Origin of the sequence: Mycobacterium ahvazicum (assembly GCF_900176255.2) — a bacterium.
GTDB classification, from domain to species: Bacteria; Actinomycetota; Actinomycetes; order Mycobacteriales; family Mycobacteriaceae; genus Mycobacterium; species Mycobacterium ahvazicum.
The window spans coordinates 971,916-995,421 of record NZ_FXEG02000003.1 but is presented as its reverse complement, the minus strand read 5'-3'; the positions used below and the strand labels follow the sequence as shown (position 1 = coordinate 995,421).

Annotated in this window: 25 protein-coding genes and 1 pseudogene; 16 read left to right on the top strand and 10 right to left on the bottom strand. The window is 64.3% G+C overall.

From position 1 onward, the window contains the following. The first annotated feature begins 28 nt into the window (after positions 1-28). The 3 genes from MAAFP003_RS17395 to MAAFP003_RS17385 are packed head-to-tail and all read left to right on the top strand — an operon-like array spanning position 29 to position 2,411. Positions 29-1,036, top strand: a complete 1,008-nt coding sequence (locus tag MAAFP003_RS17395; protein ID WP_243394095.1) for an NAD(P)-dependent oxidoreductase — start codon at positions 29-31, stop codon at positions 1,034-1,036. Positions 1,037-1,076: 40 nt separating this feature from the next. Then, positions 1,077-1,850, top strand: coding sequence for an SDR family oxidoreductase (locus MAAFP003_RS17390; protein ID WP_096288857.1), 774 nt, complete (start codon positions 1,077-1,079; stop codon positions 1,848-1,850). Positions 1,851-1,874: 24 nt separating this feature from the next. Then, entirely contained in the window at positions 1,875-2,411 is a 537-nt protein-coding gene (locus MAAFP003_RS17385) for a VOC family protein (RefSeq protein WP_096288855.1), read from the top strand. Between the two features lie 24 nt (positions 2,412-2,435). Here the strand turns inward: MAAFP003_RS17385 and MAAFP003_RS17380 are convergent, their stop codons facing one another. Continuing rightward, positions 2,436-2,882 (bottom strand): MarR family winged helix-turn-helix transcriptional regulator, encoded by a 447-nt coding sequence (locus tag MAAFP003_RS17380; protein WP_096288854.1) that lies wholly within the window; start codon positions 2,880-2,882, stop codon positions 2,436-2,438. A 128-nt stretch (positions 2,883-3,010) separates the two neighbouring features. Between MAAFP003_RS17380 and MAAFP003_RS17375 the strand changes: the two genes are divergently transcribed. Further along, positions 3,011-3,724: a hypothetical protein gene (locus tag MAAFP003_RS17375; protein WP_096288852.1), complete on the top strand. Its 714-nt coding sequence runs from the start codon at positions 3,011-3,013 to the stop codon at positions 3,722-3,724. A gap of 5 nt (positions 3,725-3,729) precedes the next feature. Next, positions 3,730-4,368 carry an NAD(P)-dependent oxidoreductase gene (locus MAAFP003_RS17370; RefSeq protein ID WP_243394147.1) on the top strand — a complete coding sequence of 213 codons (639 nt, stop codon included), beginning with the start codon at positions 3,730-3,732 and terminating at the stop codon, positions 4,366-4,368. A 4-nt stretch (positions 4,369-4,372) separates the two neighbouring features. Here MAAFP003_RS17370 and MAAFP003_RS17365 read toward each other — a convergent pair whose 3' ends face one another. Continuing rightward, on the bottom strand, positions 4,373-5,218 hold the full coding sequence (locus MAAFP003_RS17365) for a phytanoyl-CoA dioxygenase family protein (RefSeq protein WP_096288848.1): 846 nt from the start codon (positions 5,216-5,218) through the stop codon (positions 4,373-4,375). A gap of 138 nt (positions 5,219-5,356) precedes the next feature. On the opposite strand from MAAFP003_RS17365, the gene MAAFP003_RS17360 reads away from it, so the two are divergent. Both MAAFP003_RS17360 and MAAFP003_RS17355 read left to right on the top strand, forming a co-directional pair. Then, entirely contained in the window at positions 5,357-6,367 is a 1,011-nt protein-coding gene (locus tag MAAFP003_RS17360; protein ID WP_096288846.1) for an NAD-dependent epimerase/dehydratase family protein, read from the top strand. Further along, positions 6,364-7,059 carry a cupin domain-containing protein gene (locus tag MAAFP003_RS17355; protein WP_096288844.1) on the top strand — a complete coding sequence of 232 codons (696 nt, stop codon included), beginning with the start codon at positions 6,364-6,366 and terminating at the stop codon, positions 7,057-7,059. The genes MAAFP003_RS17360 and MAAFP003_RS17355 overlap by 4 nt, the downstream gene beginning before the upstream one ends. A gap of 19 nt (positions 7,060-7,078) precedes the next feature. Here the strand turns inward: MAAFP003_RS17355 and MAAFP003_RS17350 are convergent, their stop codons facing one another. After that, entirely contained in the window at positions 7,079-8,356 is a 1,278-nt protein-coding gene (locus tag MAAFP003_RS17350; protein WP_096288842.1) for a cytochrome P450, read from the bottom strand. A 53-nt stretch (positions 8,357-8,409) separates the two neighbouring features. On the opposite strand from MAAFP003_RS17350, the gene MAAFP003_RS17345 reads away from it, so the two are divergent. Continuing rightward, positions 8,410-8,862, top strand: a complete 453-nt coding sequence (locus tag MAAFP003_RS17345) for a VOC family protein (protein ID WP_096288840.1) — start codon at positions 8,410-8,412, stop codon at positions 8,860-8,862. Between the two features lie 140 nt (positions 8,863-9,002). On the opposite strand, the gene MAAFP003_RS17340 is transcribed toward MAAFP003_RS17345, so the two are convergent. Both MAAFP003_RS17340 and MAAFP003_RS17335 read right to left on the bottom strand, forming a co-directional pair. Beyond that, positions 9,003-11,258 carry a DUF2357 domain-containing protein gene (locus MAAFP003_RS17340; RefSeq protein ID WP_165796424.1) on the bottom strand — a complete coding sequence of 752 codons (2,256 nt, stop codon included), beginning with the start codon at positions 11,256-11,258 and terminating at the stop codon, positions 9,003-9,005. Positions 11,259-11,275: 17 nt separating this feature from the next. Then, entirely contained in the window at positions 11,276-13,423 is a 2,148-nt protein-coding gene (locus MAAFP003_RS17335) for an McrB family protein (RefSeq protein WP_096288836.1), read from the bottom strand. 407 nt (positions 13,424-13,830) lie between these two features. Between MAAFP003_RS17335 and MAAFP003_RS17330 the strand changes: the two genes are divergently transcribed. The 7 genes from MAAFP003_RS17330 to MAAFP003_RS17300 are packed head-to-tail and all read left to right on the top strand — an operon-like array spanning position 13,831 to position 18,877. Further along, positions 13,831-14,286: an HD domain-containing protein gene (locus tag MAAFP003_RS17330; RefSeq protein WP_243394093.1), complete on the top strand. Its 456-nt coding sequence runs from the start codon at positions 13,831-13,833 to the stop codon at positions 14,284-14,286. Between the two features lie 24 nt (positions 14,287-14,310). Continuing rightward, positions 14,311-15,333, top strand: coding sequence for an EcsC family protein (locus tag MAAFP003_RS17325; RefSeq protein WP_096288832.1), 1,023 nt, complete (start codon positions 14,311-14,313; stop codon positions 15,331-15,333). Between the two features lie 14 nt (positions 15,334-15,347). Beyond that, positions 15,348-16,343, top strand: a complete 996-nt coding sequence (locus tag MAAFP003_RS17320) for a quinone oxidoreductase family protein (RefSeq protein WP_096291231.1) — start codon at positions 15,348-15,350, stop codon at positions 16,341-16,343. After that, complete coding sequence (locus tag MAAFP003_RS17315) at positions 16,328-17,197, top strand: dioxygenase family protein (protein ID WP_096288830.1); 870 nt, start codon at positions 16,328-16,330, stop codon at positions 17,195-17,197. Before MAAFP003_RS17320 ends, MAAFP003_RS17315 begins: the two co-directional genes overlap by 16 nt. A gap of 4 nt (positions 17,198-17,201) precedes the next feature. After that, entirely contained in the window at positions 17,202-17,711 is a 510-nt protein-coding gene (locus tag MAAFP003_RS17310) for a carboxymuconolactone decarboxylase family protein (RefSeq protein WP_096288828.1), read from the top strand. After that, on the top strand, positions 17,708-18,256 hold the full coding sequence (locus MAAFP003_RS17305; RefSeq protein WP_096288826.1) for a carboxymuconolactone decarboxylase family protein: 549 nt from the start codon (positions 17,708-17,710) through the stop codon (positions 18,254-18,256). Before MAAFP003_RS17310 ends, MAAFP003_RS17305 begins: the two co-directional genes overlap by 4 nt. Positions 18,257-18,307: 51 nt before the next feature. After that, on the top strand, positions 18,308-18,877 hold the full coding sequence (locus MAAFP003_RS17300) for a TetR/AcrR family transcriptional regulator (RefSeq protein ID WP_096288824.1): 570 nt from the start codon (positions 18,308-18,310) through the stop codon (positions 18,875-18,877). Here the strand turns inward: MAAFP003_RS17300 and MAAFP003_RS17295 are convergent, their stop codons facing one another. Beyond that, a complete protein-coding gene (locus tag MAAFP003_RS17295; RefSeq protein WP_096288822.1) occupies positions 18,878-20,047 on the bottom strand; it encodes an acyl-CoA dehydrogenase family protein in 1,170 nt (389 codons plus the stop codon). Between the two features lie 38 nt (positions 20,048-20,085). Beyond that, positions 20,086-20,850 (bottom strand): cutinase family protein, encoded by a 765-nt coding sequence (locus MAAFP003_RS17290; protein WP_096291230.1) that lies wholly within the window; start codon positions 20,848-20,850, stop codon positions 20,086-20,088. A 209-nt stretch (positions 20,851-21,059) separates the two neighbouring features. Here MAAFP003_RS17290 and MAAFP003_RS17285 point away from each other — a divergent pair, with 209 nt between their 5' ends. Continuing rightward, entirely contained in the window at positions 21,060-21,830 is a 771-nt protein-coding gene (locus tag MAAFP003_RS17285) for an Rv3717 family N-acetylmuramoyl-L-alanine amidase (RefSeq protein ID WP_243394090.1), read from the top strand. A 30-nt stretch (positions 21,831-21,860) separates the two neighbouring features. Here the strand turns inward: MAAFP003_RS17285 and MAAFP003_RS17280 are convergent. The 3 genes and pseudogenes from MAAFP003_RS17280 to MAAFP003_RS17270 all read right to left on the bottom strand — a co-directional run. Further along, positions 21,861-22,583: pseudogene (locus tag MAAFP003_RS17280) on the bottom strand (lysophospholipid acyltransferase family protein); the annotation flags it as partial. Between the two features lie 182 nt (positions 22,584-22,765). Further along, positions 22,766-23,092: a DUF202 domain-containing protein gene (locus tag MAAFP003_RS17275; RefSeq protein ID WP_096288816.1), complete on the bottom strand. Its 327-nt coding sequence runs from the start codon at positions 23,090-23,092 to the stop codon at positions 22,766-22,768. After that, positions 23,089-23,400 (bottom strand): DUF202 domain-containing protein, encoded by a 312-nt coding sequence (locus MAAFP003_RS17270; protein ID WP_096291229.1) that lies wholly within the window; start codon positions 23,398-23,400, stop codon positions 23,089-23,091. Before MAAFP003_RS17270 ends, MAAFP003_RS17275 begins: the two co-directional genes overlap by 4 nt. Between the last annotated feature and the right edge of the window lie 106 nt (positions 23,401-23,506).

Below are 23,506 nucleotides of genomic sequence, written 5' to 3'. Positions count from 1 at the left end.
TAGTCCGTGCGAACACGCAGCTAAAGCTATGCAGAGTCATGCTTCTTCGGGTCGTCGCCTCCGCCGTGATGTGCGTTATCCTGCACGCTTGTGTACTGTAAAACGGACAGGCAACGAACGAGGAGCTGAGACAAGCATGGATCCTGACATTCGGATCGGTTGGCTGGGTACCGGCCGATTGGGGAGTGCGCTGGCGGCCCGCATGATCTCCAATGGTGTGGCGGTGACCGTCTGGAATCGGACCGCATCGAAAACCGCACCGCTGGTGAACTTGGGTGCCTCGCGCGCCGAAACTCTCGGTGCGTTGGGCCGGTGCGACATCGTCTTCCTCACTGTGATGTCTTCGCCAGATCTTCTGGCCGTCACGGTCGGCCCCGATGGATTGTTAAGCCAGCAGCGCGCGCCGCGCATCATTGTGAATTGTTCAACGGTGTCCGCCGAGGCCGCCGCCGAGGTCAGAACCGAGGCCGCACGCCACAACGTCGAGTTTCTGTCGGCGCCCGTCAGCGGCAACCCCGAAGCGATTGCCGGTGGATCCGGGTCCATTGTCGCTTCGGGCCCGGCGGAGGTGTTCGATGCGGTGCGGCCCTATCTGGAAGCGATCGCAGCCGGCGTGACCTACGCCGGCACGGGCGAGGAGGCGCTACTGGTCAAGCTGGCCCATAACTTGTTGGTGGGTATCTTCACCGAAGCGCTGGCCGAGGCGACGACTCTGGCGGAGAAGGGGGGCGTGGCACCCTCGGTGTTTCTTGATTTCATCGACGGGTCGGTGCTGGGCTCGAAGTTGTTGTCGGCCAAGGGAAAAGCAATTCGCGACCGCGACTACGAACCCACTTTCACCACTGCGGGCATGCGCAAAGACTTCGACCTTGGCCTGGCCGCGGCACGGAAGCTGGAAGTTCCGATGCCGATTGCCGCGAGCACCCACCAACTGCTCCAGACCGCCATCGGCCACGGATACGGCGAGTCTGACTACGTCGCGCTGTACGCGATGGCGGCCCACGGTGCTGGGCTTGCCGATGCTGAGCGCTCCTAGAAACGCGCCCACCGGCTCGTAACCCGAAGGGAGAAAGGTCATGAACGAGACAACAGTCAATTCGCCTGGCGGCGTTGCCATTGCGGGCAAGCGCGTTTTGGTGACCGGGGCGAACCGCGGTCTCGGAAAGGCATTCGTGCAGGAGCTGCTCGACGGGGGCGCGGCCCGCGTATACGCGGCGGCCCAAAATCCTGACGCGGTCGACTTTGACGATGCCCGGGTCGTCCCGGTTAGTCTCGACATTACCAAGTCCGATGACATCCGAGACGCGGCATCGGGGTGCTCAGACGTCACCGTGCTGATCAACAACGCCGGAGCGATGTTGCGAAGTCCCCTGTTGGCGTCGCCCGACCTGAGCGCGGCACGCAGTGAGATGGAAACCAATTACTTTGGCACACTGGCGATGTGCCGCGCATTCGCACCGGTGCTTGCCCGTCAAGGCGGCGGCGCGCTGGTCAACGTGCTGTCGATCGCCAGCTGGTTCGCGTCTCCGTTCAACGGTTCTTACGGGGCGTCGAAATCGGCCGAGTGGGCCCTGACCAACGCGATTCGGGTCGAACTGCGCGCGCAGGGAACCCTCGTCGTCGGCGTGCACGCGGGGTGGATCGACACCGACATGGCGGACACCGTTGCAGCAGCCAAGCTTTCACCCGGCGACGTCGCTTCCCAGACGCTGGCCGCGATTCAGCACGGTGACGAGGAGGTGCTGACCGACGACGGGACCCGCCGCGTCAAGGCGTCGCTGCCCCACGACCTCACTGCGCTGTACCCCGACGTTCAAAAACGTTGGGATGCCGGCGACCTGCCCTGGTGAGGACGGACTCGAAAGGAATTACTGATGTCAGTCGAACCGATGGCCGGTCTTGCCATCAACCACGTGGGGGTGACGGTCCCCGATATCGATGCGGCGATCGACTGGTACGGCGCGGTCTTCGGATTCCGCTGCATCATGGGCCCGCGAGAGCTTGATTCCGACGGGCACCCAGAGGCCGCCGGCTTGTTCGGCAGTGGGTTTCGCCGAGCCCGGCAGGCGCATCTGCTGAGCGCCAATTCGGTTGGTATCGAACTCTTCCAGTTCGTCGACCCGCCTACGCGCGGGCCGCGGTCGCCGGAGGATTCGGTGCGCTGGCTGGACCGCGGCCTGTGGCACTTATGCATCACCCACCCGGACGTTGCGGGCATGGTCGACCGCATCGTCGATCAGGGCGGCACATTGCTGGCGGAGCCGTATCACTTCGTGCCCGGCCGGCCCTGGATGCTGGCATACACCACTGATCCCTGGGGCACCGTGATTGAGGTGATGAGCCACAGTTATGCCGAGGCGTTCAGCAATTGGCCTCAGCCGGGCCAGGTGTCGCCGCCTGCGCTCCCGTGACCGGGGCCGGGTCACTCGGGCGCGTTATTCAACGGCTAAGACGTCTGCGGTTTCGAGGTTCTCGGCGCATCGCATCAAGAGTTCGGCGAGTCGGTTGCGCGTTGGGGCCGACATTCCCTGCAACATCATCGATTCGACGTGGCGCCCCGCCGCGTCCCCGCCGGCGAGCAGTCGTGCACCCCGTGTGGTCAGTTGCAGTGAGCGTGCCCGACCGCGCACCGGCGCGCTGGACGGCTCGACGTGTCCGTCGGCCCGCAGGGTATTCAGCACATCCTGCAGGGATTGTCGCGTAACGAAGCAGAGGCGAGCCAATTCCGCTGCCGATGCCTCGGGGTGGGCGGCGAGTGCTCGCAGTACCGAGTACTGAGCCATCGACAAACCCGTCGGCTTCAGCGCCGAATCGCAATGGCGTCGCAGGGACTGTTGTACTCGTTTGACCAGGTATCCCGGACCCTGCTCTGCCTCCGTCATGTTAGGAACCTTACATCTATGCTACCGTCGCATATGTAAGGAACCTGACATAGTGAAGGAGTGGGCATGGCCCCTGAACCTCCGGAGCAGTCGCGGGTCTCCGCCGACGCGGCCCACGGCGACCTCCGATGATCATCGAGACCGCCACGCCGATGACCCTGGGTGTGCTGACAACGTTCGACGTGGTGTCCCATGCGCACGCTTCGGTGTTAGCGTCATTGTGTGCTACTGCAGAGGAATTCGCCTCGGACACAGCCAATTTCGCCGGTGGGGCCTGGTTGACCAGGGTGGCCGCGGCAGGGCAGTCGCACACGCCCGGCATCGAGCGTGTCGTGCAATATCTGCAATGGGACAACGGAGCAGACGGCCGGGCTCTGCTCGCCGACTCGGCAACCGCGGGTCACCCGGCCGCGGCGCATCGTGACAAGGGGGATCTCGCCATCGTGAGCACTCAGCTGTACCGAGTCGATGCCGTGGTGAGCGGCGACGGCCTGGGCCGCGCAGTCATCGAGGTGCCGCACCCGGGCAGTCAACTGGTCACCGGCATCATCACCATCGACCCCGTACCGGGCAAGCAAGGCTGGATCAACGAATACAACCAGAGCGAAACCCGTGACCACATTCAGTACCTCCCCGGCTTCGTCTCCGCCGGCTTCCTGATGGCCGAAGACAGTCAGCTCCTCACCGAATTCGTGCAGTGGGTGTCGACCGATCACTTCACCGCGGCGTTCCAGGACGACCGGTTCCGCGAACACATCGATGTGGCCAACCACTACTCGACATCGGATCTCGCTGTGTACCAGGTCGATCGAACCCTGGAGCGAATCAGGGTTCGACGTTGAGCACCGTGGTGGTATTCGGCGCCACCGGCCGAACCGGGACCCACATCGTCGATCAGGCGCTGACGCGTGGACATCACGTCATCGCTGTCGCCCGCAACCCAGCGGTCCTCGGCGACATCGCGGCGAAGTGGTCGGGTACCGGCCGACTGCGCACCGCCACCGCCGACGTGCGCGACCCGGGGTCGGTCGACGCTGCCGTCCACGAGTCAGAGGCCGTCATCTCGGCCATCGCCAGTGCGGGGCGCCATCCCGATGGGTTGTTTTCGGCGGGCACCCGCAACATCGTCAATTCTCTACAGCAGCAACAGATCTCGCGATTTATCTGCATCTCCTCGCGCGGGGTCAATTTTCACGACCCGGCGCTTCCTCTTGTCTACCGCGCAGTGATTCGTCCCTTGTTCCTGCGCGAGGTGTACGCGGACATGCAGGATATGGAGGCCATCGTGCGAGAAAGCGAGTTGAAGTGGACCCTGGTCCGCGCGGCGCGTTTGACCGACGCTCGCGCGCGCGGTGACTACCGCATCGAAGACGGACGCAATCCGCCGGGAGGGTGGACGCTATCCCGGGCCGACCTCGCGGCTTTCAGCCTCGACCAATTGGAGACACCTGAGTGGATCCGCCGAACTCCGACGCTGGCGTACTGAGGGCTTACGGCTGCTCCAACAACCTGATGGGGTGCAGGCCGTCGACCGCGCCGACAAACGGCGGGTGGATGCTGTAGCCGATCATGCGTTGGATGTCGGCAGAGAGTCGTCGCGCGACGTCCTGCGGCACCGACAGTGCGAAGGCCTCCATGGTCCGCAGCCATGGTTGGCAGTACTGGGCGGTGACGGCAAGCCGTGACTGGTCGGTGGTGTTGGCGCCGCCACCGTGCCAGAGCGTTCCGACGAAGAAGACGCAGGAGCCGGCCGGCATGACGATGGGAATCGACTTGTCGTCGGGACCGGGTGGGCGGTTGGGCCAGCGGTGGCTGCCGGGGAAGACGACGGTGGCGCCGTTGTCGGCGGTGAAGTCGTCGATCGCCCAGATTGTCGCGGCGGCCAACGGGTCTCGCGGTCGGGGGATCGGGTAGAACCCGTCGTCGTGGTGGGGCAGCTGCGCGGTCTCGCCGGGCTGAATGTTGATGGCCTGCAACGCCGAAAGCAGGTAGTTGGGCATCAACAGCCGATCGAGTACCGCCAGCACGCGCGGATGTTCGACAATTCGGTCGCACTGGCGGGTCCTGCTCAGCACGCTGTAGATGCGCTGGGGTTTTCGGCCTTCGAAGGCGTTGCGTCCGGTGTGGCCGAGCCAGGGGGTGACGGTGTCGCGGGTCTGCTGGCACTCGTCGGCGCTGAGCAGGTTCTCCCAGATGACGTAGCCGTCGCGATCGAGGGCCGCCATGTCGGCGTCGACGACCGCCGGGTCGACGGCGGCGCCGCCGCTCGCTGTCCATTTGTGCCGGCCCGCCAAGTCGTTCTTGAGGTCGGCCAGCGTCGTGACGGGCTCGTTCATGTATCGACAGTGGACCTCGGTTGACCGCCGGTCAAGCAGGCCGCGCGGGGTGGGGACTTCCGCCCCTGGTGCGGCGGTTCGGAAGATGGTCGGATTCCTGGTGAACCCGCGGCCATCAGCGATACCAGCAAGGACGTCATGCCCCGCACCGCCTATGTCACCGGAGCGGCCGGTTTCGTCGGCCGTCATCTGACCGAACGGCTCATCGCGGACGGTTGGCATGTCACGGCGCTGTGCCGGCCAACCGACCGGGTCGAGGTGCTGCCGCCCGAAGTGGACGTGCGATTCGGTGACGTCACCGATGCGTCCACCGTCACCGACACACTGTCGCCCGACACCGACGCGGTCTTCCATCTGGCCGCCAACACCACGACGTGGTCCCGGAACAGGCGGGCGCAGTTTCACGACAACGTCGGAGGCACCGCGGTGCTCGTCGACGCGGCGCTCGCTCGGGGCGCGCGGCGGCTGATCTACACGTCGTCGATCTCCTCGTTCGGGTATCAGCCCGGTGTGGTGATCGACGAGCGCACCCCGTCGAATGTCTTGCAGCGCGGGGACAACTACGGCAAAAGCAAGCGGGTGGCCGAAGAACTGATTCTGGATGCGTGCACACGCCGCGGCCTCGATGCGCTGATCCTCAATCCCGTCAACATCCTTGGTGCCCACGACTCATCCAACTGGTCGAGGCAACTGATTCTTCCGATTGCCAGCGGCAGCCTGCGGCTGGTGCCACCCGGGTCGGCGACCTGGGCGTGGGTCCGCGATGTGGTGGACGCACAACTGGCCGCGGTGACCGCCGGCGGCACCGCGCGGCGCATCGTCCTCGGCGGGGTCCGCGCATCCTTCAAAGACGTCGTCAACACCATCGAAGAGCTGCTGGGCAAACCGCCGACAACGCGGGTGACCCCGCGACTGGTCGTCGCCTTGCTGTGTGCGGCATCGACGGCCACCTCCGCGCTCAGCGGCCGCGAGCCGGAATTGACTGTCGCCAAGTATCGGCGTGCGGTGGGGGATTTGCGGGTAGACGACCGGGTGGCCCGCGAGGAACTCGGGCTGAACCACACGCCGCTGAAAGACCAACTTGCCGACACCGTCGCCTGGCTCACGCAGGTCGGGTCGTTGGGTTCGGAAAGGGTTGACAGACAATGACTATCGTCGACAAAGGCACTGACTTCGGGGTCGATTGGGTAGATGTCACCATCGAGCCGCATCACGTCGAGCAGTTCGGCGACGCGGACGTGCGGATTTACGAGGCCACCATCGCGCCCGGGGCCGCCACCATGTTTCACCGCCACACTTTCGACACCCTCTACGTCGTCACCGCGGGTGGTCGGTTCCGCTCCGAGGAGCCGGGACGTCAGAAGCCGGGCACCCGCCCGGGGCGGTCCACGCCGCTGCTGCGCCAGCTGGGGTGGCTGTTCGCCCGTAAAGTGCGCGGCGGCTGGATATCCATGCCCACCGGCACGCTCATCGCTCAGCCGCACCGCACGCACCCCCTGATCCACCGCGTCGTCGGTAACCCCGGCAACGCCGCGCCGATCCGCATGCTGGGCGTCGAACTGCACCGTGACCGGCCGGTATCGGACGTCCTGCCCGGCGGGCCCGGGATTCGGGTGGAAAACCCGGGGCACCCGTGGCCGGCCTATCGGCTGACCGGCCCGGCTGAGGGAGGGCCGCTGGAGGTCACGCTCGCCGGCGGGGGAGTGCTGGTTGTGGTGGCGGGTACGGCCACCGTCGAGCACAACGGGCAGGCTTTGGGTCCCGGTCAGGCGGTGCGGCTACCGCCGGGACGTCATGCGCTGGGGCCCGGTCCCATGGAGGCCGTGCTGATCCCGTTGTGAGGCAACGGGTTTAGTCAGTTCACCATGGGCGCCGGGTTTGCCGGCTTTGTCCCGGGGTGAAGGTGATCGGCAGGGTGCCCAGCCCGGTCATGGCGGGGGTGCCCCGGGATTGCTGGGCGCCGTCTTCGTCGACCTGGTAGTCGGGGATGCGGGCGAGCACCGCGCGGACCATGACCTCGGACATGACGCGGGCCAGATGCGAGCCGATGCAGCGGTGCGGCCCGAGGCCGAACGCGACGTGACGGTTGGGGGAGCGATCGAGAACGACTTCGTCGGGCTTTGCGAATTCGCGTTCGTCGTGGTTGGCCGACAGCCAGCTGATGATGACGCGGTCGTTCTTGCGTAGGCATTGGCCTTGTAGCTCAACGTCTTTGGAGACGGTGCGGCTGAGCGTCCGGTTGACCGAGAAATAGCGCAGGAATTCGTCAGTGGCGGTGCGGTACAGCTCGGGTCTGTCGATGAGCTGCTGGCGCAGGTCGGGGTGAGTGCCCAAATGCCTTAGCGTGAGCGCGGTTTGGGAGGTGGTGGTGTCGACGCCGCCGGCGATGAGATTCCACAGGATGTTGAGCAGCTGCTCGTCGTCGAGGCGCTTGCCGTCGAATTCGAATTGGATGAGGAAGCTGGTCAGGTCGTCGGTCGGTTTGGCGCGTCGGGTGGCAGCGTACTCGAGCACCTCGTGCATCATGGCGGGGACTTTGGCGATGGCGTCGGCGTACTCGGCGCTGTCCTGCGGGACGGCCATGACGTTGTGGAACAGGGTGGCGTACAGCGCCCAGTTGTCATAGGGCAGGCCCATCAGCTTCATCGTGAGAATCGCCGGGACGGGGCTGGCGTAGTCGAGCACCAGGTCCATCTGTCCTTTGGTGGCCTGCTGGTCGAGGAAGTGGTGTGCCGTGTCTTCCATGAAGGGTCGGAGTCTGTCGACGGCGCCGGGGGAGAGGAACGGCGCCAGCGCGTGCCTGAGCGCGAGGTGGTAGGGGCCGTCTATTTCGCCGATGCCCAGGGCCGGCTGGTTGTCGGGGCGCGGGATGCCCATCTCGCCCTGGTAGTCGACGCCGTCGGGGGCGTCGGATTCGTATTTGTGGGCGAAGGTGTCGCCGTCGCGCGCCGACTGGCTGACCGCGGCGTAGCTGCTGAGATACCAAAAGCCGTCGTAGTTGGTATTCCAAGCGACGGGGCAGCGTTGTCTCAGCTCGGCGTTAACCGCTTCTTGGTCCGCGTTGAACTCATCCGAGTGATGGTCGAAGTCGACCACGGCGTCGGGGCTGACGTCGGGCGGGGTGGGCGTTGACTGCATTCTGGCTATCTTTGCATTATTAAGCTTCTGGGTCCGCAACTGAAGTAGGAGCGATGACGGAACAGCGAACGGTTTTCAACCATGTCGGTCTGTGTGTTCGGGATACCGCGCGGTCGCGACGGTTCTACGAGGAAGTGCTCGGTTTCCAGTACTGGTGGGAGCTCGAACCGCCGGACAACATGACGGCGCAAGTGGTACAGCTTCCCGAGCCGCTTGGAGTGAAGGCAACATATCTGGTGAAGAACGGCTTTGTGCTTGAGCTCATCGATTATTCGAAGCGCGAAGTGCATGCCGGGCCGACGCGCGTCATGGATGAGGTTGGGCTGACACACATTTCGCTGTCAGTCTCGGATCTGGGTGCAGTCCTGGCGAAGATTCCGGAGTTCGGGGGATCGGTGGTCGAGGAGGCGGTGTCGGACATGATGGGCATCATCCGGGACCCGGACGGGCAGATCATCGAGCTGGTCACGGATGGCTGGCTGGCGGCGCTCCCGCCGCGGCCCTAGGGCGTCTGGCGAGTGGCAAGTCCCTGACACTCGCGCGCTAACTGGTTCGTCGCAATCGACGTGGGGCGGCACGACCACGAGCACTAGAACACCAGATAAGAACCCCTCTGGCGACATGGCGACGGGGCATCGTCTGGTCGTTACGGTTCGACGATCGACGCTGCTCGGACCACGTCCCACCAGGTCACGACAACAGGTGCCCCGCCGCGGACCTTCGTTGTTAGAAGCTTGAGGTCGATCGAGTCGACCCACGAGGGCAGATGTTCGACGAAATCGAGGTCAGCCACGAAGTAGATATCACCGCGAGGGCTGGGGTACCCAGTTGCCAACAAGTCGCCTGCAGTCGCTGGCCGCCAACGCGCTACCTTTGCGGCGCGGGCAACATGGAGGGAACCGTTCCGGGTCTCGTACAAGATAAGAAGCTTGGCACCGAGCTCTCGTCCGCCGATTTCGACGGCGCCAGCCCGATCTCCCGCGCGAACGTTGTACTGCCGCAACCGTTCTATCCATCGAAGGTGTTCATCATTTCGAACGAAACCGAGCAGCACATCCGTATCCGCAGGAGGTTCGTCCAGAAAGTCCGTTGTCAGTGACGACGTGAGGATTGGCTCACCTGGCCGATGCACAGTCGCGGTCCAGAAGCGATGCCGCTCGTCGCGCGTGACTTGGCTGGCGACGTGTGTGAGCACATCGCCCAAGAAGTAGTCGAGGGTCCCGGATGACGATGACAAACCCTCACTAGTCGGTCTGAGCGGGAAGGCGCCGAGGCCAGGCAAGACTTCTTTGAAACCCGGATGTCGTCGGATGTCCTTGATGTCCGATCCCGGATACAGCACGTATGCTCCTGCCGTTCGCGAAATTGCGTCTCGGTATGCGTGCATCTTGAGCAGGTCGTCTCGCTTAGCAACACCAGAGGTCGTCGCTTCGCCAAGCAACTCATCCGAATTGGGAGTGGATGTCAGCTGCTCGAGGAGGTTGTCGACACGGTATTTCGCATCGAAGTGGAGCCAGATCTCGAGCTCTCGCGTGGGGACGCGCGAAGGCGTGCTGCCTTCTGGTCGAATGCGGACCGAGCAGTCAGGACGCATCGCTTGGCTCCACGAGCCCCGTCGATCATCTCGTCCGGCGAACGTCCGATTAAAGAAGACCTCGACAGAAAGTGGACGGCCTCCGCGAATGATTGACCACGATAACCGCGACGCGCCGCCCGACCGCATGATCATGGAGGTGCCATCGCCGGCGACGGTGAATGCACGCGCCGTCTGGTCTTGCCCACACACTCGTCCGAGTGAATTCACTACCGCGAGAAAGCACCAAAACTCGTACAGCGTTGCGATGTTGCGTTGCGAAGCTGCGAAGACATCGGTCATGTCTCCGCAGTCGAAGCGAATGGTAGGCCCCGCCTCAGTCATCGCGAACGTTCGGAAGACTTCGCGGTAACCGGCCCGCTTGAGTAATACCTGGTCCGTAGTAGGCATTCTCTGTAGAGGGCTAACCTCCCGGAATAGCGGGTGCGCAAGGTACTCGTCGAGTCGGTCGCCGACGTCAGCAGCGATCTGCTGACCGCGACGCAGCGGCCCTGATGCCACCTTCTGCGAGGCATCAGATAGCAGATCGAGTAACTCGAGCGCGACCGCTCGCCAACGCTCCAAAGCGAACTTGACGAATTGGTTGGCTGAGTTGTCGACACTCGCTTCGGCGCGATCACGGGTTAGGGCAGCAGGTAGCGATGCTAGTGCGGCCGAGCCGCCCGTCCACGGTACCCGTCGACCGGGTACGCATACTGCGCGACGAAATGCAGCTCCAGCTGGAAAAGATGATCCAATTGGACGGATCTCTTGCTCAGATATCCATGTGCGGTGCGGTTGCGAGGTGACACGCGAAATCGCGGCTTCGAACGCTGGATTCTGCAGGTAGGCCGCGATCATCGCGAAGCGGACGTACAGAAGTTCGGCAGGCAACTCGCTTGGTGCAAGATCCAACAAACTTGGCGCAAATCCCTGCAATACTGCCTCGGCGGCGAAAGAGGATATGTCAGTCAGCATCTGGCGATATTCGGTCTCGTGATCCAGCTTGACGGCCAGGACGTCGACATCGGTTGTCCCTGTTAGCTCCGTTGCGGGGTCAACTACTTGGATCCGTAGACGCCCAACGGATTGACCGGGACGTAACCGCCCTTGCTTCCAACTCACATCGTCGGGATCGAACAGCTCCCGTGGCTCAAGTTTTACTTCCGTTGCGCCGGAGAACATTTGAATTTCGTAACGGTATATCGCCGCTTCACGCAATGCGACATCGCCGCGCACCGAGAACGTCATAGCCTGCCGACCTGGCAGGTCTGCGACCAGCAGTTCACCGACGACGTGACCATCTTCAGTTTGAAGCACCAACTGCACTGGGCCTCTGGGCATGGTTACTCAGCGAAGCTGACGAACTGATTCGCGCGAACGGTCTCGATCATGCGGAGGATCTTGTGGTGCGTGATAGGAAGCCGCGGGGCAGGACCGGCGCCTACCGCCAGCGTATCGAGCTTTGTCAGAACTGGTTCGACGCGCCGTCGCGAGCCGTGTACCTTCGGCAGAACTTTCTGCATCATCGCGAGGTCTAGCGCAGTATCGACGTCGATATCTCCCGTCGCCGCGAAGAACGCGCAGAACCGCAGGATCTCGTATAGCGTGCGATGTCCGAACTCTTGGTTTGCGCCAGCCAAGATCACGTGCGCCTCTCGAAGGGTCGAGACGATCTCGCCGCGAGCCGGATGAGGATGTTCTTGCTGCCAATCGTCGCTTTCCGCCAGCGACGTGAAGGCGCGCAATCGCTGGTCCTCTCCCGCCGGCGCAGCAATGGGCCGGTGCAGTTCGGCGTCGAGTTCATTGGAGGTCACCCGAAATTCAAAGGTGGAGGCCCTGTCGAGAACCTTTGGCGAGAACATGTAGGTCGTCTCGTCCACATTGACTGTGCCGACTACGAATAGGTTCCGCGGCAACGGCTGCCTCTGTTCTGCGTCGCGCAGAACCCATTGACGAGATGGTTGGTCGAAGACCAAATCCGGTAAGACCGGTCGCCGCGATTCGACCCCGGAGAGAAAGTCTGAGAAGTACCGCTCGACATGGGCCAAGTTCATTTCGTCGAGAATCAGCAGGTACGGGTGGTCGGGGTCGTTCGCCGCGCGGAGAACAAAGTCGAATGCTTCCGGAACAAACCACACTGGGGCGCCAGACGCCGACGAACGCAGCGCGTCCTCGTAACCAAAAATGGATTCCGGGCCTGTCCAGTCAGGTCGCACAGGCACGACGACGTGGCGATGACGTCCGTGTTCATCTGTGCCGAACCATTCACCGAGTCTCATCGCGAGCTGAGTCTTGCCCGAGCCAGCAAGTCCCGTCAGGATCGCGAAGGGTTTGGCGAGCAAACTGCAGAAGAACGATCGAACGAGGTTCGAGCTTGCTGGGAAGCGGAGTCCAGAAGCTTCCACCGCTTCGGCGAAGTCATGAAATAGTTCGGGTGTCTTGGGCGCGTCCGCCGGAGTCGGCGTTGAACGCGCAGCAGCCGGGACGGCAGGCAGGTGCTGCGCGAGCTCGGGGAACCGCTGGGCCAGTTCGTTCACGAGTTCTCCTTGAAGGCGAACGAGATACACCTGCTGGACGGATCCAGTCACCGTGAACGGTGAACCCTGCCTAATTCGGGCACCCTCGTCGATAGCTGCGAGCGCGACTGGCTCATTCAGCTCCTGATACTGCGACATAACTAGTCGGCCCGCGGCCTCCCATGCTTGGTCGTCGAGCGGGTTTGGCGCCGGTCTCGCAGCTCTGGTTACATGGCTCGCGGCCCGCAATGAGCCATTGCTGTAATGCAGAACAACGTCGCCTTCGCGAACCTCATCCATTGTGTCCCAGTGATATTGCGGGCGCCCCGCCCTGTTCAGCATCGGCGCCCATAGAAACCCTCCATCGCGCTCCTTCGCGTACGTGGCACCTTGGTTCACCCACCAGACCGATGCCTGTAGTCCGAGAAAGCTGACCCCGTGCAGGGTTAGTTCACCGCTCCTTTCGATGAGCCCACTCTCTATGAGGAGTTCTCGGTAGCGAGCGCCTTGCGACTCGAAGGTTCGGTCCGATTGCCACTGGTCGGAATTCGAATGCTCTGCTAGCGCGCGCCCAAGACCGTCGTTGGACCAGCCGGCGGTCAAGTCACGACCAATCTCAAGAGCGATGCGGGCGTCGTCCGCCAGCTCAGCACTGCTACATAGCCGGTCACGAAGGACGGCAGCCTGGGACTCATTCACAATCCACGGGTTGCCGGGATCAACGTTTTCGGCGTACGTGATACCGGACGCGGTCAGCTTGAACTTACGCTCGTCCTCGACCACCAGACCAAGCATTCGCGCGAACCGAAGACAATCACGAGCCCGTCGGTGCGGGTTCTCGAACGGTCCTTCGGACTTAAAGAGCCGCCCGGGGTCGTCGCCGAGGAGGTCTTCAATACTGGCCGAACCAAGGTCGCGAAGGCGGGCAAGCAGTAGGTTGCCATAGCTGAACTTGAGCGTCGGGATGGCCAGCACTGTCTCAGGCTAGTTGGGACGGCGAACGGCGCCCAGCATCCGAGGTGCATCGGCCCTCGTGTCCCCTACGAGGCGGACTGCCGCCTAATCTGCTTGGCAAGGACAGTGCGCGCCGGCAAGGCGCCGCGTGGCTTTCGAGATCGTGTCCGCCAGTTCCTCTAGATACCGGTGAGTGAATCCTTTGGTCAGGGGTTCGCGTGTGAGGATCCATCTCTGGAGCACTCGGCTCGCCCTGCCGCCCGTGCTGGCCTACTGACTCTTCGTGCCTGTTGTGATGTTGCTGGAACAACCACGTCTGAATCTTTCCGATCCTGCGCACTGATGGGCATTATGGTTACAGGCAGGAAGTTGCTGACGGCTTCGAATCAGCCGCGTAACAAAGGATCGACGCGTTGGATCCCATTGCTATGGCAGACGCAATCGCAGCCGAGGCGCACGCGGGCCAGGTCGACAAGGCCGGCATGCCGTACATCGGGCACGTCCGTCGGGTCGCCTCCTACGTGGACCCTGATAACACCAATGCCGTCGTCGCGGCATTGCTGCACGACGTCATCGAGGACACCGACATCGACGCGATCGCACTGAGCGATCGCAGAATCCCGCAGGCAGCCATCGATGCAATCGAGCTGCTCACCCGACGCAGTGACCAACCATCCGCCGAGTATTACCAACAAATCAACGACCACCCGATCGCCCGGGAAGTGAAGCTGGCGGATCTGGCGGACAACACCGACCCCGACCGGATGGCAACGCTGACCGAGTCCGACCGCGCCCGACTGACCCAGAAGTACGGCGGCGCCTACGCAGCGCTCGGTGCCGACTTCGACGATGGGGCCCGGCGCAGAGCGCGCGCGGCGCAGTGACCCCACTTGTGCTGTGATGAGGCGGTGGCGCTATCTGCCTACGAGCAAGAACAGCTCAAGAAGGTCACCGCGCATAAAGAGCGCGCCCTTCGTCCGTCGCGTCGCCTGATCCCCGCAATTCCCGACAGCGTGCGTGGCATTGGCCCGGGGCTGGTCAATAAGGCACTGAAGGTGTCGGGTCTGGACAAGGTGACCGACTCCGGGGCGGCGCTGCTCGGCACCACGGCCGCGAACGCCGGCAAAGCGATGACCAAAACCGGTCAAATGACAACGTCGCCCAGCCTGGTGATCGGTGCCTATGCGCGCCAAGGCCATCCGGTCCACCACCTCGACGACATCCGCAAGCTCGACCTGAGCACCATCGACGACGTGGCGGCGTTTGCTTTCACGCGGCACGCCTACTCAATCTCGGCAGCGGTCGAAGGTGCGGCAGCCGGTCTCGCCATCAGCACTGGTGAGGCAGTCGCGACCGTCGGTGCGGCGGGAACCGCCGGTGTCGCGGCCGGGCCAGGACTGGGGACAGTCGTCACGGCCATGGGTGTCGACGCCGCAGTGCTCTTGACCGCGTGCAGCAGCGTGGTGGCGCAAGACGCTTTGTATTACGGCTATGACCCGTCCCAGCCCGCCGAAGAAATTTTCATGATGCAGGTGATCGGGCTGGGTCTAGCCGGAACAACATCGGCGAAAGCCGCTGCCTACCAACAGCTTACGCTGTTGACGGAAAGCCTAGCCCGCAACGCCGCGTGGCATGAGCTCGACGAACAGACCTTCGCCAAGGTGGCTCAGAAGTTCGCCGTCAAGTTCACCGAGAAACTGGCCAGGTCAAAACTCTTCCAACTCGCACCCGTCGTTGGAGTCGGGATCGGCGCGGCCTTGAACTGGAAAGCGGTCAACGACATTGCCGACGCCGCGTACTGGGCCTACCGCGAGCGCTTCCTATACGACAAAAGCGGTGCCGCCGGCGACAACGACGACGAAGCGCTAGACCTCATCGACCTCCTCAAGTCGGAAGGCATCCAGATTGCCGATACCGACGAACGTGAGTGACGGAGGAACAGCCCATGCGAGCCTTGCGCTTCGACACGTTCGGTGACCCCACCGTCCTGCATGTCACCGAGCTGCCCGCCCCGAAAGCAACAAAGCAGGAAGCGGTGATCCGCGTCGAAGCCGCATCGGTCAACCCGTCCGATGTGAAAAACGTTGCCGGCCTGATGGACTGGACGGTGCTGCCGCGCACGCCCGGACGCGACTTCGCCGGGGTGGTCGTCGGCGGCCCGTCCGAATGGGAAGGCGCCGAAGTGTGGGGCACCGGCGGTGACGTCGGCTTCACCCGCGACGGCTCACACGCCGAGCTGATGAAGGTGCCCATCGAAGCGCTGGCGCGCAAGCCAGAAAAACTCAGCTTCGACGAGGCCGCCGCCGTCGGCGTCAACTTCGTCACCGCGTGGGCCGGCGCGGTCGAGACGGCCCAGCTGCAAGCCGATGAAACGATCGCCATCTTTGGCGTATCCGGGGGAGTCGGCGGCGCCGTCGCGCAGATCGCGCACGCCCTCGGCGCCCGGGTGATCGGCGTGGGCCGTCGCAAACCCGACCCGCAGACCCCCGCCGCCCAAGCCATCGACGAATTCGTCACCCTCGACAAAGACACCGCCGCCGAGATCAAACAACTCACCAACGGCAAGGGCGTCGACATCGTCTACGACGCGGTCGGCGGCGTGACCACACCAGCCGCGCTGGCCTCGCTCGCCCGGCGTGGCCGGCTGGTGGTCATCAGCGTCGTCGGCTCGCCAACAGTCGACATCGATCTCAGAGCGTTGTACCGCAACGAAACCCGCATCCTCGGCGTCGACAGCGGCAAGCTCAGCGTCGTCGACTGTGCGCAACTACTCGAAAAGATGTTGCCCTACTTCGAATCCGGCGAGTTCCGCCCACTGCCCATCACCGCCCGCTACTCCCTCGACGACAGCGCAGCAGCCTACAACGCGGTCGCCAGCCACACCCCGGGCCGCGTCGTGATCAATCCCCAAGAGAGGCAACCGCAATGGCAACGGACCTGACCGAACACACCATCACCGACGAAGTGTTGAAAACGTTCGACACCGCCACCGATGAACGCTTCCGCCAACTCTTCCGAAGCCTGGTCCAGCATCTGCACGATTTCGCCCGCGAGGTGCGGCTGACCGGGGACGAGTGGTTCACCGCGATGGACTTCATCGAACGGCTCGGCAAGATCTCCAGCCCCACCCGCCAGGAGGTGGTGCTGCTCTCCGACATCCTCGGTCTGTCGATGCTGCTGGACAAAATCAACGAACAGACCGGCGGATCGGCCACCGACTCGGCGCTGCTGGGTCCGTTCTATGTCCAAGACCGCCCGACCGCGCCCAATGGCGCCGACATCGCCAATGGTGTTGCGGGAACCCCGATGTTCATGGCCGGCCGGGTCGTCGACGAGCAGGGCAGGCCGATCGCCGGCGCCCAGGTGGACACCTGGCACAGCGACGGCACCGGGTTCTACGACGTGCAAATGACCGAGCCGCTGCACGGCGAGTTCGCCATGCGCGCATTGCTGACCACGGATCACGACGGCAAATTCTGGTACCGCTCGATTACGCCGCGCTACTACCCAGTGCCCACCGACGGCCCGTGCGGGGAAATCCTGCGCGCCGCCAATCGATCCGTGATGCGGCCCCAACATGTGCACTTCTGGTTCCACGCCGACGGTTACCAGCCGCTGATCACGCAGCTCTTTCTCAAAGACGACCCCTACATCGATTGCGACGCCGTGTTCTCGGCGCAGGAGTCACTGAAGGCCGACTTCGTGCGCCACGAACCGGGCGTCGCGCCGGACGGAACGAAAGTCGACGAACCCTTCGTCACGCTGGACTGGACGTTCACCCTCGCGGCACAGTGAAGCCATGACACGCCTCCCGTTAGCCGACCTCGACCAGCAGCCCGAGTCAACCCGCGAGTGGGCGGCCCGTCGCGGCAACCTCAACGTGTTCCGGCTACTGGCCAACGCGCCCAACGTATTTCCCGGATGGATACAACAGGTGGACGAGCTGTATGCCAGCCCGACCTTCAGCGCGCGCCTGCGCGAAGTGATCGTGCTGCGCGTGGCCAACCTGCAGGAGTCAGCCTACGAACTCGCCCAGCATCTGCCAATGGGCCGCGCCGCCGGGCTGACCGAGCACCAGCTCGAGGCCCTGGCCACGGGCGACCTCGATGACGCCGGCTTCAGCGCCGACGAACGCACGGCGCTCGACGTCGTCACCGAGTTGTGCACCACCCACCACCTGCGCGACGAGTCCTTCGACGCCGCCCAGGCCGTGTTCGGCGACGCGGCGCTGACCGAATTGCTCACCCTCGTCGGCTGCTACTACGGGCTGGCGCTGGTGCTCAACGCGGTGGACTTGGAGATCGAATGACGCGCATCCCGTACCTGCGGCCCGAAGACATGAACGACCAAGCTCGCGAATTGACCTTGGAGCGCGGCAATCTCAACGTCTACCGCACGATGGCCAACGCCGAGAACGTGTACACCGGCTGGATGATGGCCGGGCGTGGTGGCCTGACGAGTCCGGTGGTGCCGCGGCGGCTGCGCGAATTGGTGACGCTGCGCACCGCCTATCTGATGGACTGCGCCTACGAACTCGGCCAGCACCGGGACGTGGCGCGCGACGGCGGCGTCAGCGCCGACGAGATCAACGCGGTTACCACCGAGTCCGATTGGGAAACAGGCTATTTCGAGGGGACCGAACTCGCGGTCTTACGGCTGACAACCGAACTTGTCAGTACGCGCGCGGTGCAGGCCTCGCTTTTCGAAAGCGTGCGGACGGCCCTGGGGCCGGAGGCCACCGTGGAAGTGCTGATGATTATCAGCAGGTACGCGGGCCTGGCGTTGATGCTCAATGCGCTCGACGTCGACCTCGACGACTCCGCGCGGCTGCCCACGCTGCCCATCGGTGACTAATTTTGCACAAGTCTAACGATGCGGTCCTGATTGCCCGTAACGTTGCACAACGTGGTCGCGCGCAAGCCCCCGTTGACGCGTCTGTCAGCCGACGACTGGCTGCAGGCCGGCTACACCTTGCTCGCCGAGGAGGGGGCGCGCGCCCTCAAGATCGAACGGCTGTGCCAACAAGTCGGCGCCACCCGCGGCAGCTTCTACTGGCACTTCGAGGACATGGACGGCTACCGCGCCGCACTGGTCGACTCGTGGAATGCGTTCCGCGAGGAGGATCGGCAAATCCTGGCCGAGATCGACGCGCTGCCGCCCCGGGAACGCTTGTCCGCCTTGATGATTTCCTTGGTGAGGCCGCAACACTGGATGCTGGAACGCGCGATGCGAGAGTGGGCCCGCACCGATCAAACCGCCGCCGCGAACATTCGCGACGCCGATCGCCGGCTGCTTCGCGCCGTCACGAAGGCCTATGGTGAATGTGGATTCAGCCACGAGGACGCCAAACTGCGCGCCGAGCTGACCTTCGCGGCGGGCATCGGACTGCTGCACCTCACCGCCTCGCCCGGCCAAGCGCAGAAGCTGGCTCAACACGAACGCTTCCTGGACCTGATGCTGGCCGACGCGAAGTAATCACACCATCGCGATCGGCGAGATCTTGGCGCCAATCGCCAACGCCCCGGCCAACTCCCGGCTCACGTCGTAGTCGAACACGACATGGCCCGCGGCAATGTCCACATCGCGCTTGGCGCGCTGCAGCGGGCTGGACAAGAAGTGAGCGCTCGCGCCGGCGGCCTCCAGCAGATCGGCGATGATCGCCCGGCACTCGTGCACGGTGTACGCCGCGGCCAGCCGGGCATTCGCCCGGACGGATCGACGCACACGTTCACCGCTGACCACCAGCTCGTCGATGGTCGCGGCAGTCTCGGCCACCAGCGCCCGCAGCGCGCGCAGCCGCACGGTCGCATCGCCCAACCTGATCTGCGCGGCGGGCTGATCCTTTTGCGCCACACCGCTATACGCCAGCACGCGGCCGCTTAGCCGTTCGGCGAACAGCTCGGTCACCCGTTCGGCGGCACCGAGCACCGGCATCGAGGCCACCAACGCGAGCGCGGGCACCAGCGGCCACCGGTAGGTAGCCGCCCCGTGCACCTGCGCGCCCGGGGCCGTGCCGCCGTAGATGTCGGCCACGCTCGCGATGCGGTGTTCAGGGACGAAGACGTCGGTCACGATCAAGTCGTGGGAGCCGGTCGCGCGCATGCCCGCGGTGTGCCATACGTCGTCGACCTCGACCTGGTCGGCGGGCAGCACCACGAGCGCCGCAACGATGCCGTCGTCGCGCTCGATCAGCGCACCCACGATCACCCAGTCGGCGTCCATCGCCCCCGTTGCCCATGACCACTTGCCGGTCAGTCGCACGCCGCCGTCGACCGGAGTGCCACGGCCGGTCGGGGCCAACGGCGCCGGCGCCAGTACCGGACCCGAGGCGAACACTTCCTCCTGAAGCCGCGGGTCGAACAGCGACAGCATCCAGTTATGCAGCGCGTAGAACCCCAGCGTCCACGCGCTCGACGCGCAGCCGTGTGCCATCAGCCGAATCGGTTCCAGCACTTCGGGAAACGATGCCTGGATACCACCGAACCGGTCCGGGAGCAGCAGCCGGAACAGCTCCGTCTGCCTGAACTCGCCGACCGTCGCCGCGGGCAGGCGCCGCAGTTGCTCGGCCTCCTCGGCACGCGCCGCTAACCGCGCGACGAATTCGTCGGTGATTCCGTGCAACGGGCGGCTGGCAACCGCGGACATGCGGCCACGGTAACATACTTTTTAGTATGTTCAGGCGGTCAGTTGCCGAATCCGGTATCGGTCGGCGCGTGCACCACGATGGCCGGTCCGCTGGCGGTGTCGTCGAGTCGGCTGGCGGCGAAGGACACACCCTTGTCGATGTAGGCGCCGCCGTCGGCGTAGGTGTCGTGGGCGGCGAAGTTCATGCCGTCCGAGCACACCGGGTCATCCGTCGCACAGACCTTGAGCGTCTTGGCCTGATAGATCGGCCCGATGACCAGAGGCGGCTGGCCCAAGAAGTTCATCGCCCGCACGTTGGGCGTGCCGAAGAGCACCACCGCCGCGACGTGGTCGGCGATTTCGGGTGCCAGGGGCTTGGGCACGGTTGCCGGGTCGACACCGTCGGGCACCTGCGCCGAGGTGACAAAGCCCATCACGGCCGCGCCCTGCGAGAATCCGCTGAGCACCATCTTGGTCTTCGGGCAACTGCTCGCCATCGACACGACATGAGCGCCGGCATCCCTGATTCCGTCAAGGCCGGTCTGCCACTCATTGCTGGCGGGGTAGTTGACCGCGTAGACGTCGACGGATTTTCCGGCTTCGCGCGCGCGCAGACCGTCGACGAAGGCCTGCCCGGTGGGACCGATGCCCTCCGGTTCGCCCGTGCCACGCGCGAACACCACTTGGGCGTCGGGACATGGCTCGGCCAGAGCCGACGGAGTAGGGGAGACTAGGAAACTGCTACCAAGGCCCACGGCTGCTATCGCGGTGGGTTTGATGAATCGAATGATGTGACCGGCGATCATGCCGAAGTAAGTGCCCATCGGTGCCCATCCCAAACCTTTGAGTTCCAAGACCAGTTCACCACCGTTGCCAAGGACCACAAAAGCGACACGCAGAAGTTCGGTGGTGGTCTTGTACGGCCTGATATCCCCGGTCAATACCGAAGGACTGCTGGCCGGTCCCGATGTCGTGCCTTTACAAATCAATCGGCTTGATCTTGAGGATACAGACGGATTGTTACCATCGCGCGGTGAGCGATCCGGCTGCGTATCGGGGGCTCGCCCGGCTGAAATCTGTTTCTAGACGCGACGTCTTGAAAGTTGCCGGTGCGGCCCCGTTGTTCGGTGTGACAACGCTTGTTGCCCCGTGCGCATCAGCCGCCGGCTCATCGGTCTTCCTCGACGCGGGCCACAACGCCGTCAATGACGCCTCGATCAATGAGCAAGTTCCGAACGGCCGGGGTGGCACCAAAGCGTGCCAAACGTCGGGCACCGCGACGACCGGTGGTTATCCGGAGCATGCGTTCAATTGGGCCGTCGTCGGCCTGATCAATGACTCGCTGCGGCAGCTGGGTGTGAATACCGCGCTGTCCCGCGACAACGACAGCTCCGTCGGGCCGTGCGTCGACCAGCGCGCCGCGCAGGCGAACGCGATGCACCCTAATGCAATCGTGAGCATTCACGCCGACGGTGGTCCCCCGTCCGGCAGCGGATTTCACGTCAACTACTCGGCCCCGCCACTCAACGACGTCCAGGCCGTCCCGGCGGTGCAACTGGCCCACACGATGCGAGACGCCCTGGTGCAAGCGGGTTTTCATCCGTCCACCTACGTCGGGTCGGACGGCCTCTACGGTCGCGCCGACCTGGCCGGGCTGAACCTGGCCCAGTACCCGGCGGTGCTCGTCGAACTGGGCAACATGAAGAATCCGGACGAAGCGGCGCTGATGGAAAGCGCGGACGGACGCGCGAAGTACGCGGCGGCCGTCACGCAGGGGATCGTTGCGTTTCTGGACGGTCGCTGAAACTCAGCCTGGGACGGCTGCTTTGGGGACTTCGGTCGGCCAATCGGCGAGCGTGTCCAGATAGAGCTGACGCACCTCGGCGATGCGCTCCGGCAGCGTCTCCAGCGTCCACTCGTCGACCGGGATCGGCGGCAGCACGGCGACATCGACTGTGCCCGGGGTGATCTTGAGCGAGTTCTTGGCGGCGATGATCTCGGCGTTGCGGATCACGATCGGCACGATCGGAATGCCCGCGGCCATCGCGATCCGGAACGCTCCCTTCTTGAACGGCCCCACCCCGGCCATGGTGTCGCGCGAGGTGCCTTCCGGGGCGATCAGGATGGACAGGCCGTGCTTCGCGCGTTCCTCGACGTCGTGCAGGGTTTCCACCGCGGCGGCGGGGTCGTCGCGGTCGAGGAAGACGCCGTCGTTCAACTTGAGCAGCGTGCCGATGATCGGGTCGCTCGCCAGTTCCTTCTTCGCGATTTTGATCCAGTCGTTGCGCAGCAGTGCGGCGGCGATGAAGGGGTCGACTCCGTTGCGATGGTTGTAGAGGAAGACGGCCGGGCGCTGGGCCGCCAAGTTCTCGGTGCCGATCACGCGGTAGCGAATGCCGTTGGTGGCGAGCAACAACTGCGGCCAGGTGGACAGGAAGAAGTTCAGCCCGCGTCGACGGTTGCGGCTGAGCAGGCCAACGGCCAGCGCGCCCGCGCCGACCGGCAGCGCCAGACCGAAGCCGGCGACCAGGTTTGCCTGCCTGCGAAGACGGACGCCGCGCGGCGTCTCCGGCAAACCCGTCGTCGTCATGTCCTGCCTCCCGATACATTGCATTGGATCCCAGCGGCACGCCGATTGTAAGGAGCTATTCAGCCAAGCCGCATCCGCAGGGGCGCACCGAAAAGTTATGGTAAACAGCAGGTTTGGTCATGGTGAACGCAAAGGGCGGGTGAAACCGCTTACACCAGCTGCGCGGCCGTGGCCATGACGATGAGCAGCAGCGTGGCGATTCCGATGACGTACACGGGGCGACGAGGGCTGATGTCGGCCGGGAGCGGTCGGCGCTGCAGGATCGCCTGGCGCCGGAACGCGATCAGGTAGGTACACATTGCCGCTAGCAGAGCCACACCCGCCGGGATCAACGGCAGCCATCCCCGGGCACCGTGGATTTCCCTGACGGCCAGCAGCACGCCGTTGGCCAGGAACGCGAACGATGTTCGGGACCAGGCAAGCGTGGTGCGTTCGGCCTGTAGCCCGCGGACCGGATTGCCGTGCGCCGCCGTCAACCCGAGACGACCTTCAGAACGACCAACCCGAGTGCGACGACCCCGACCAGGCTGAGACCGACCGCGAGGTAGGCCGGCGACGGATGACGGGGCAGGGGGTCGCCGCGGCGCATGGCATGATCCGCCTGCTGCCAGCGCAACAGCCCCATCCCGCTGGTGAGGATCGCTAGCACCACGAGGGCGAGGCCGAGCAGGCGGCGGGCACCCGGCACCGTCATCTCCGGAACGAGCTGCACCAGGGCGACCGCCGCCGCGAGCAGCCCCAGCGCGGTGCGCTGCCAGGCCAGAAAGGTCCGTTCGTTGGCCATGGTGAACCGGTAGTCGGGCTCTTCCGTGCTGTCCAGGTGACGCTCGGTGATGGCCTTGTCGGACACGGCTACCTCGCAGGAGATATGGGAACAAGCATTTCTTTAC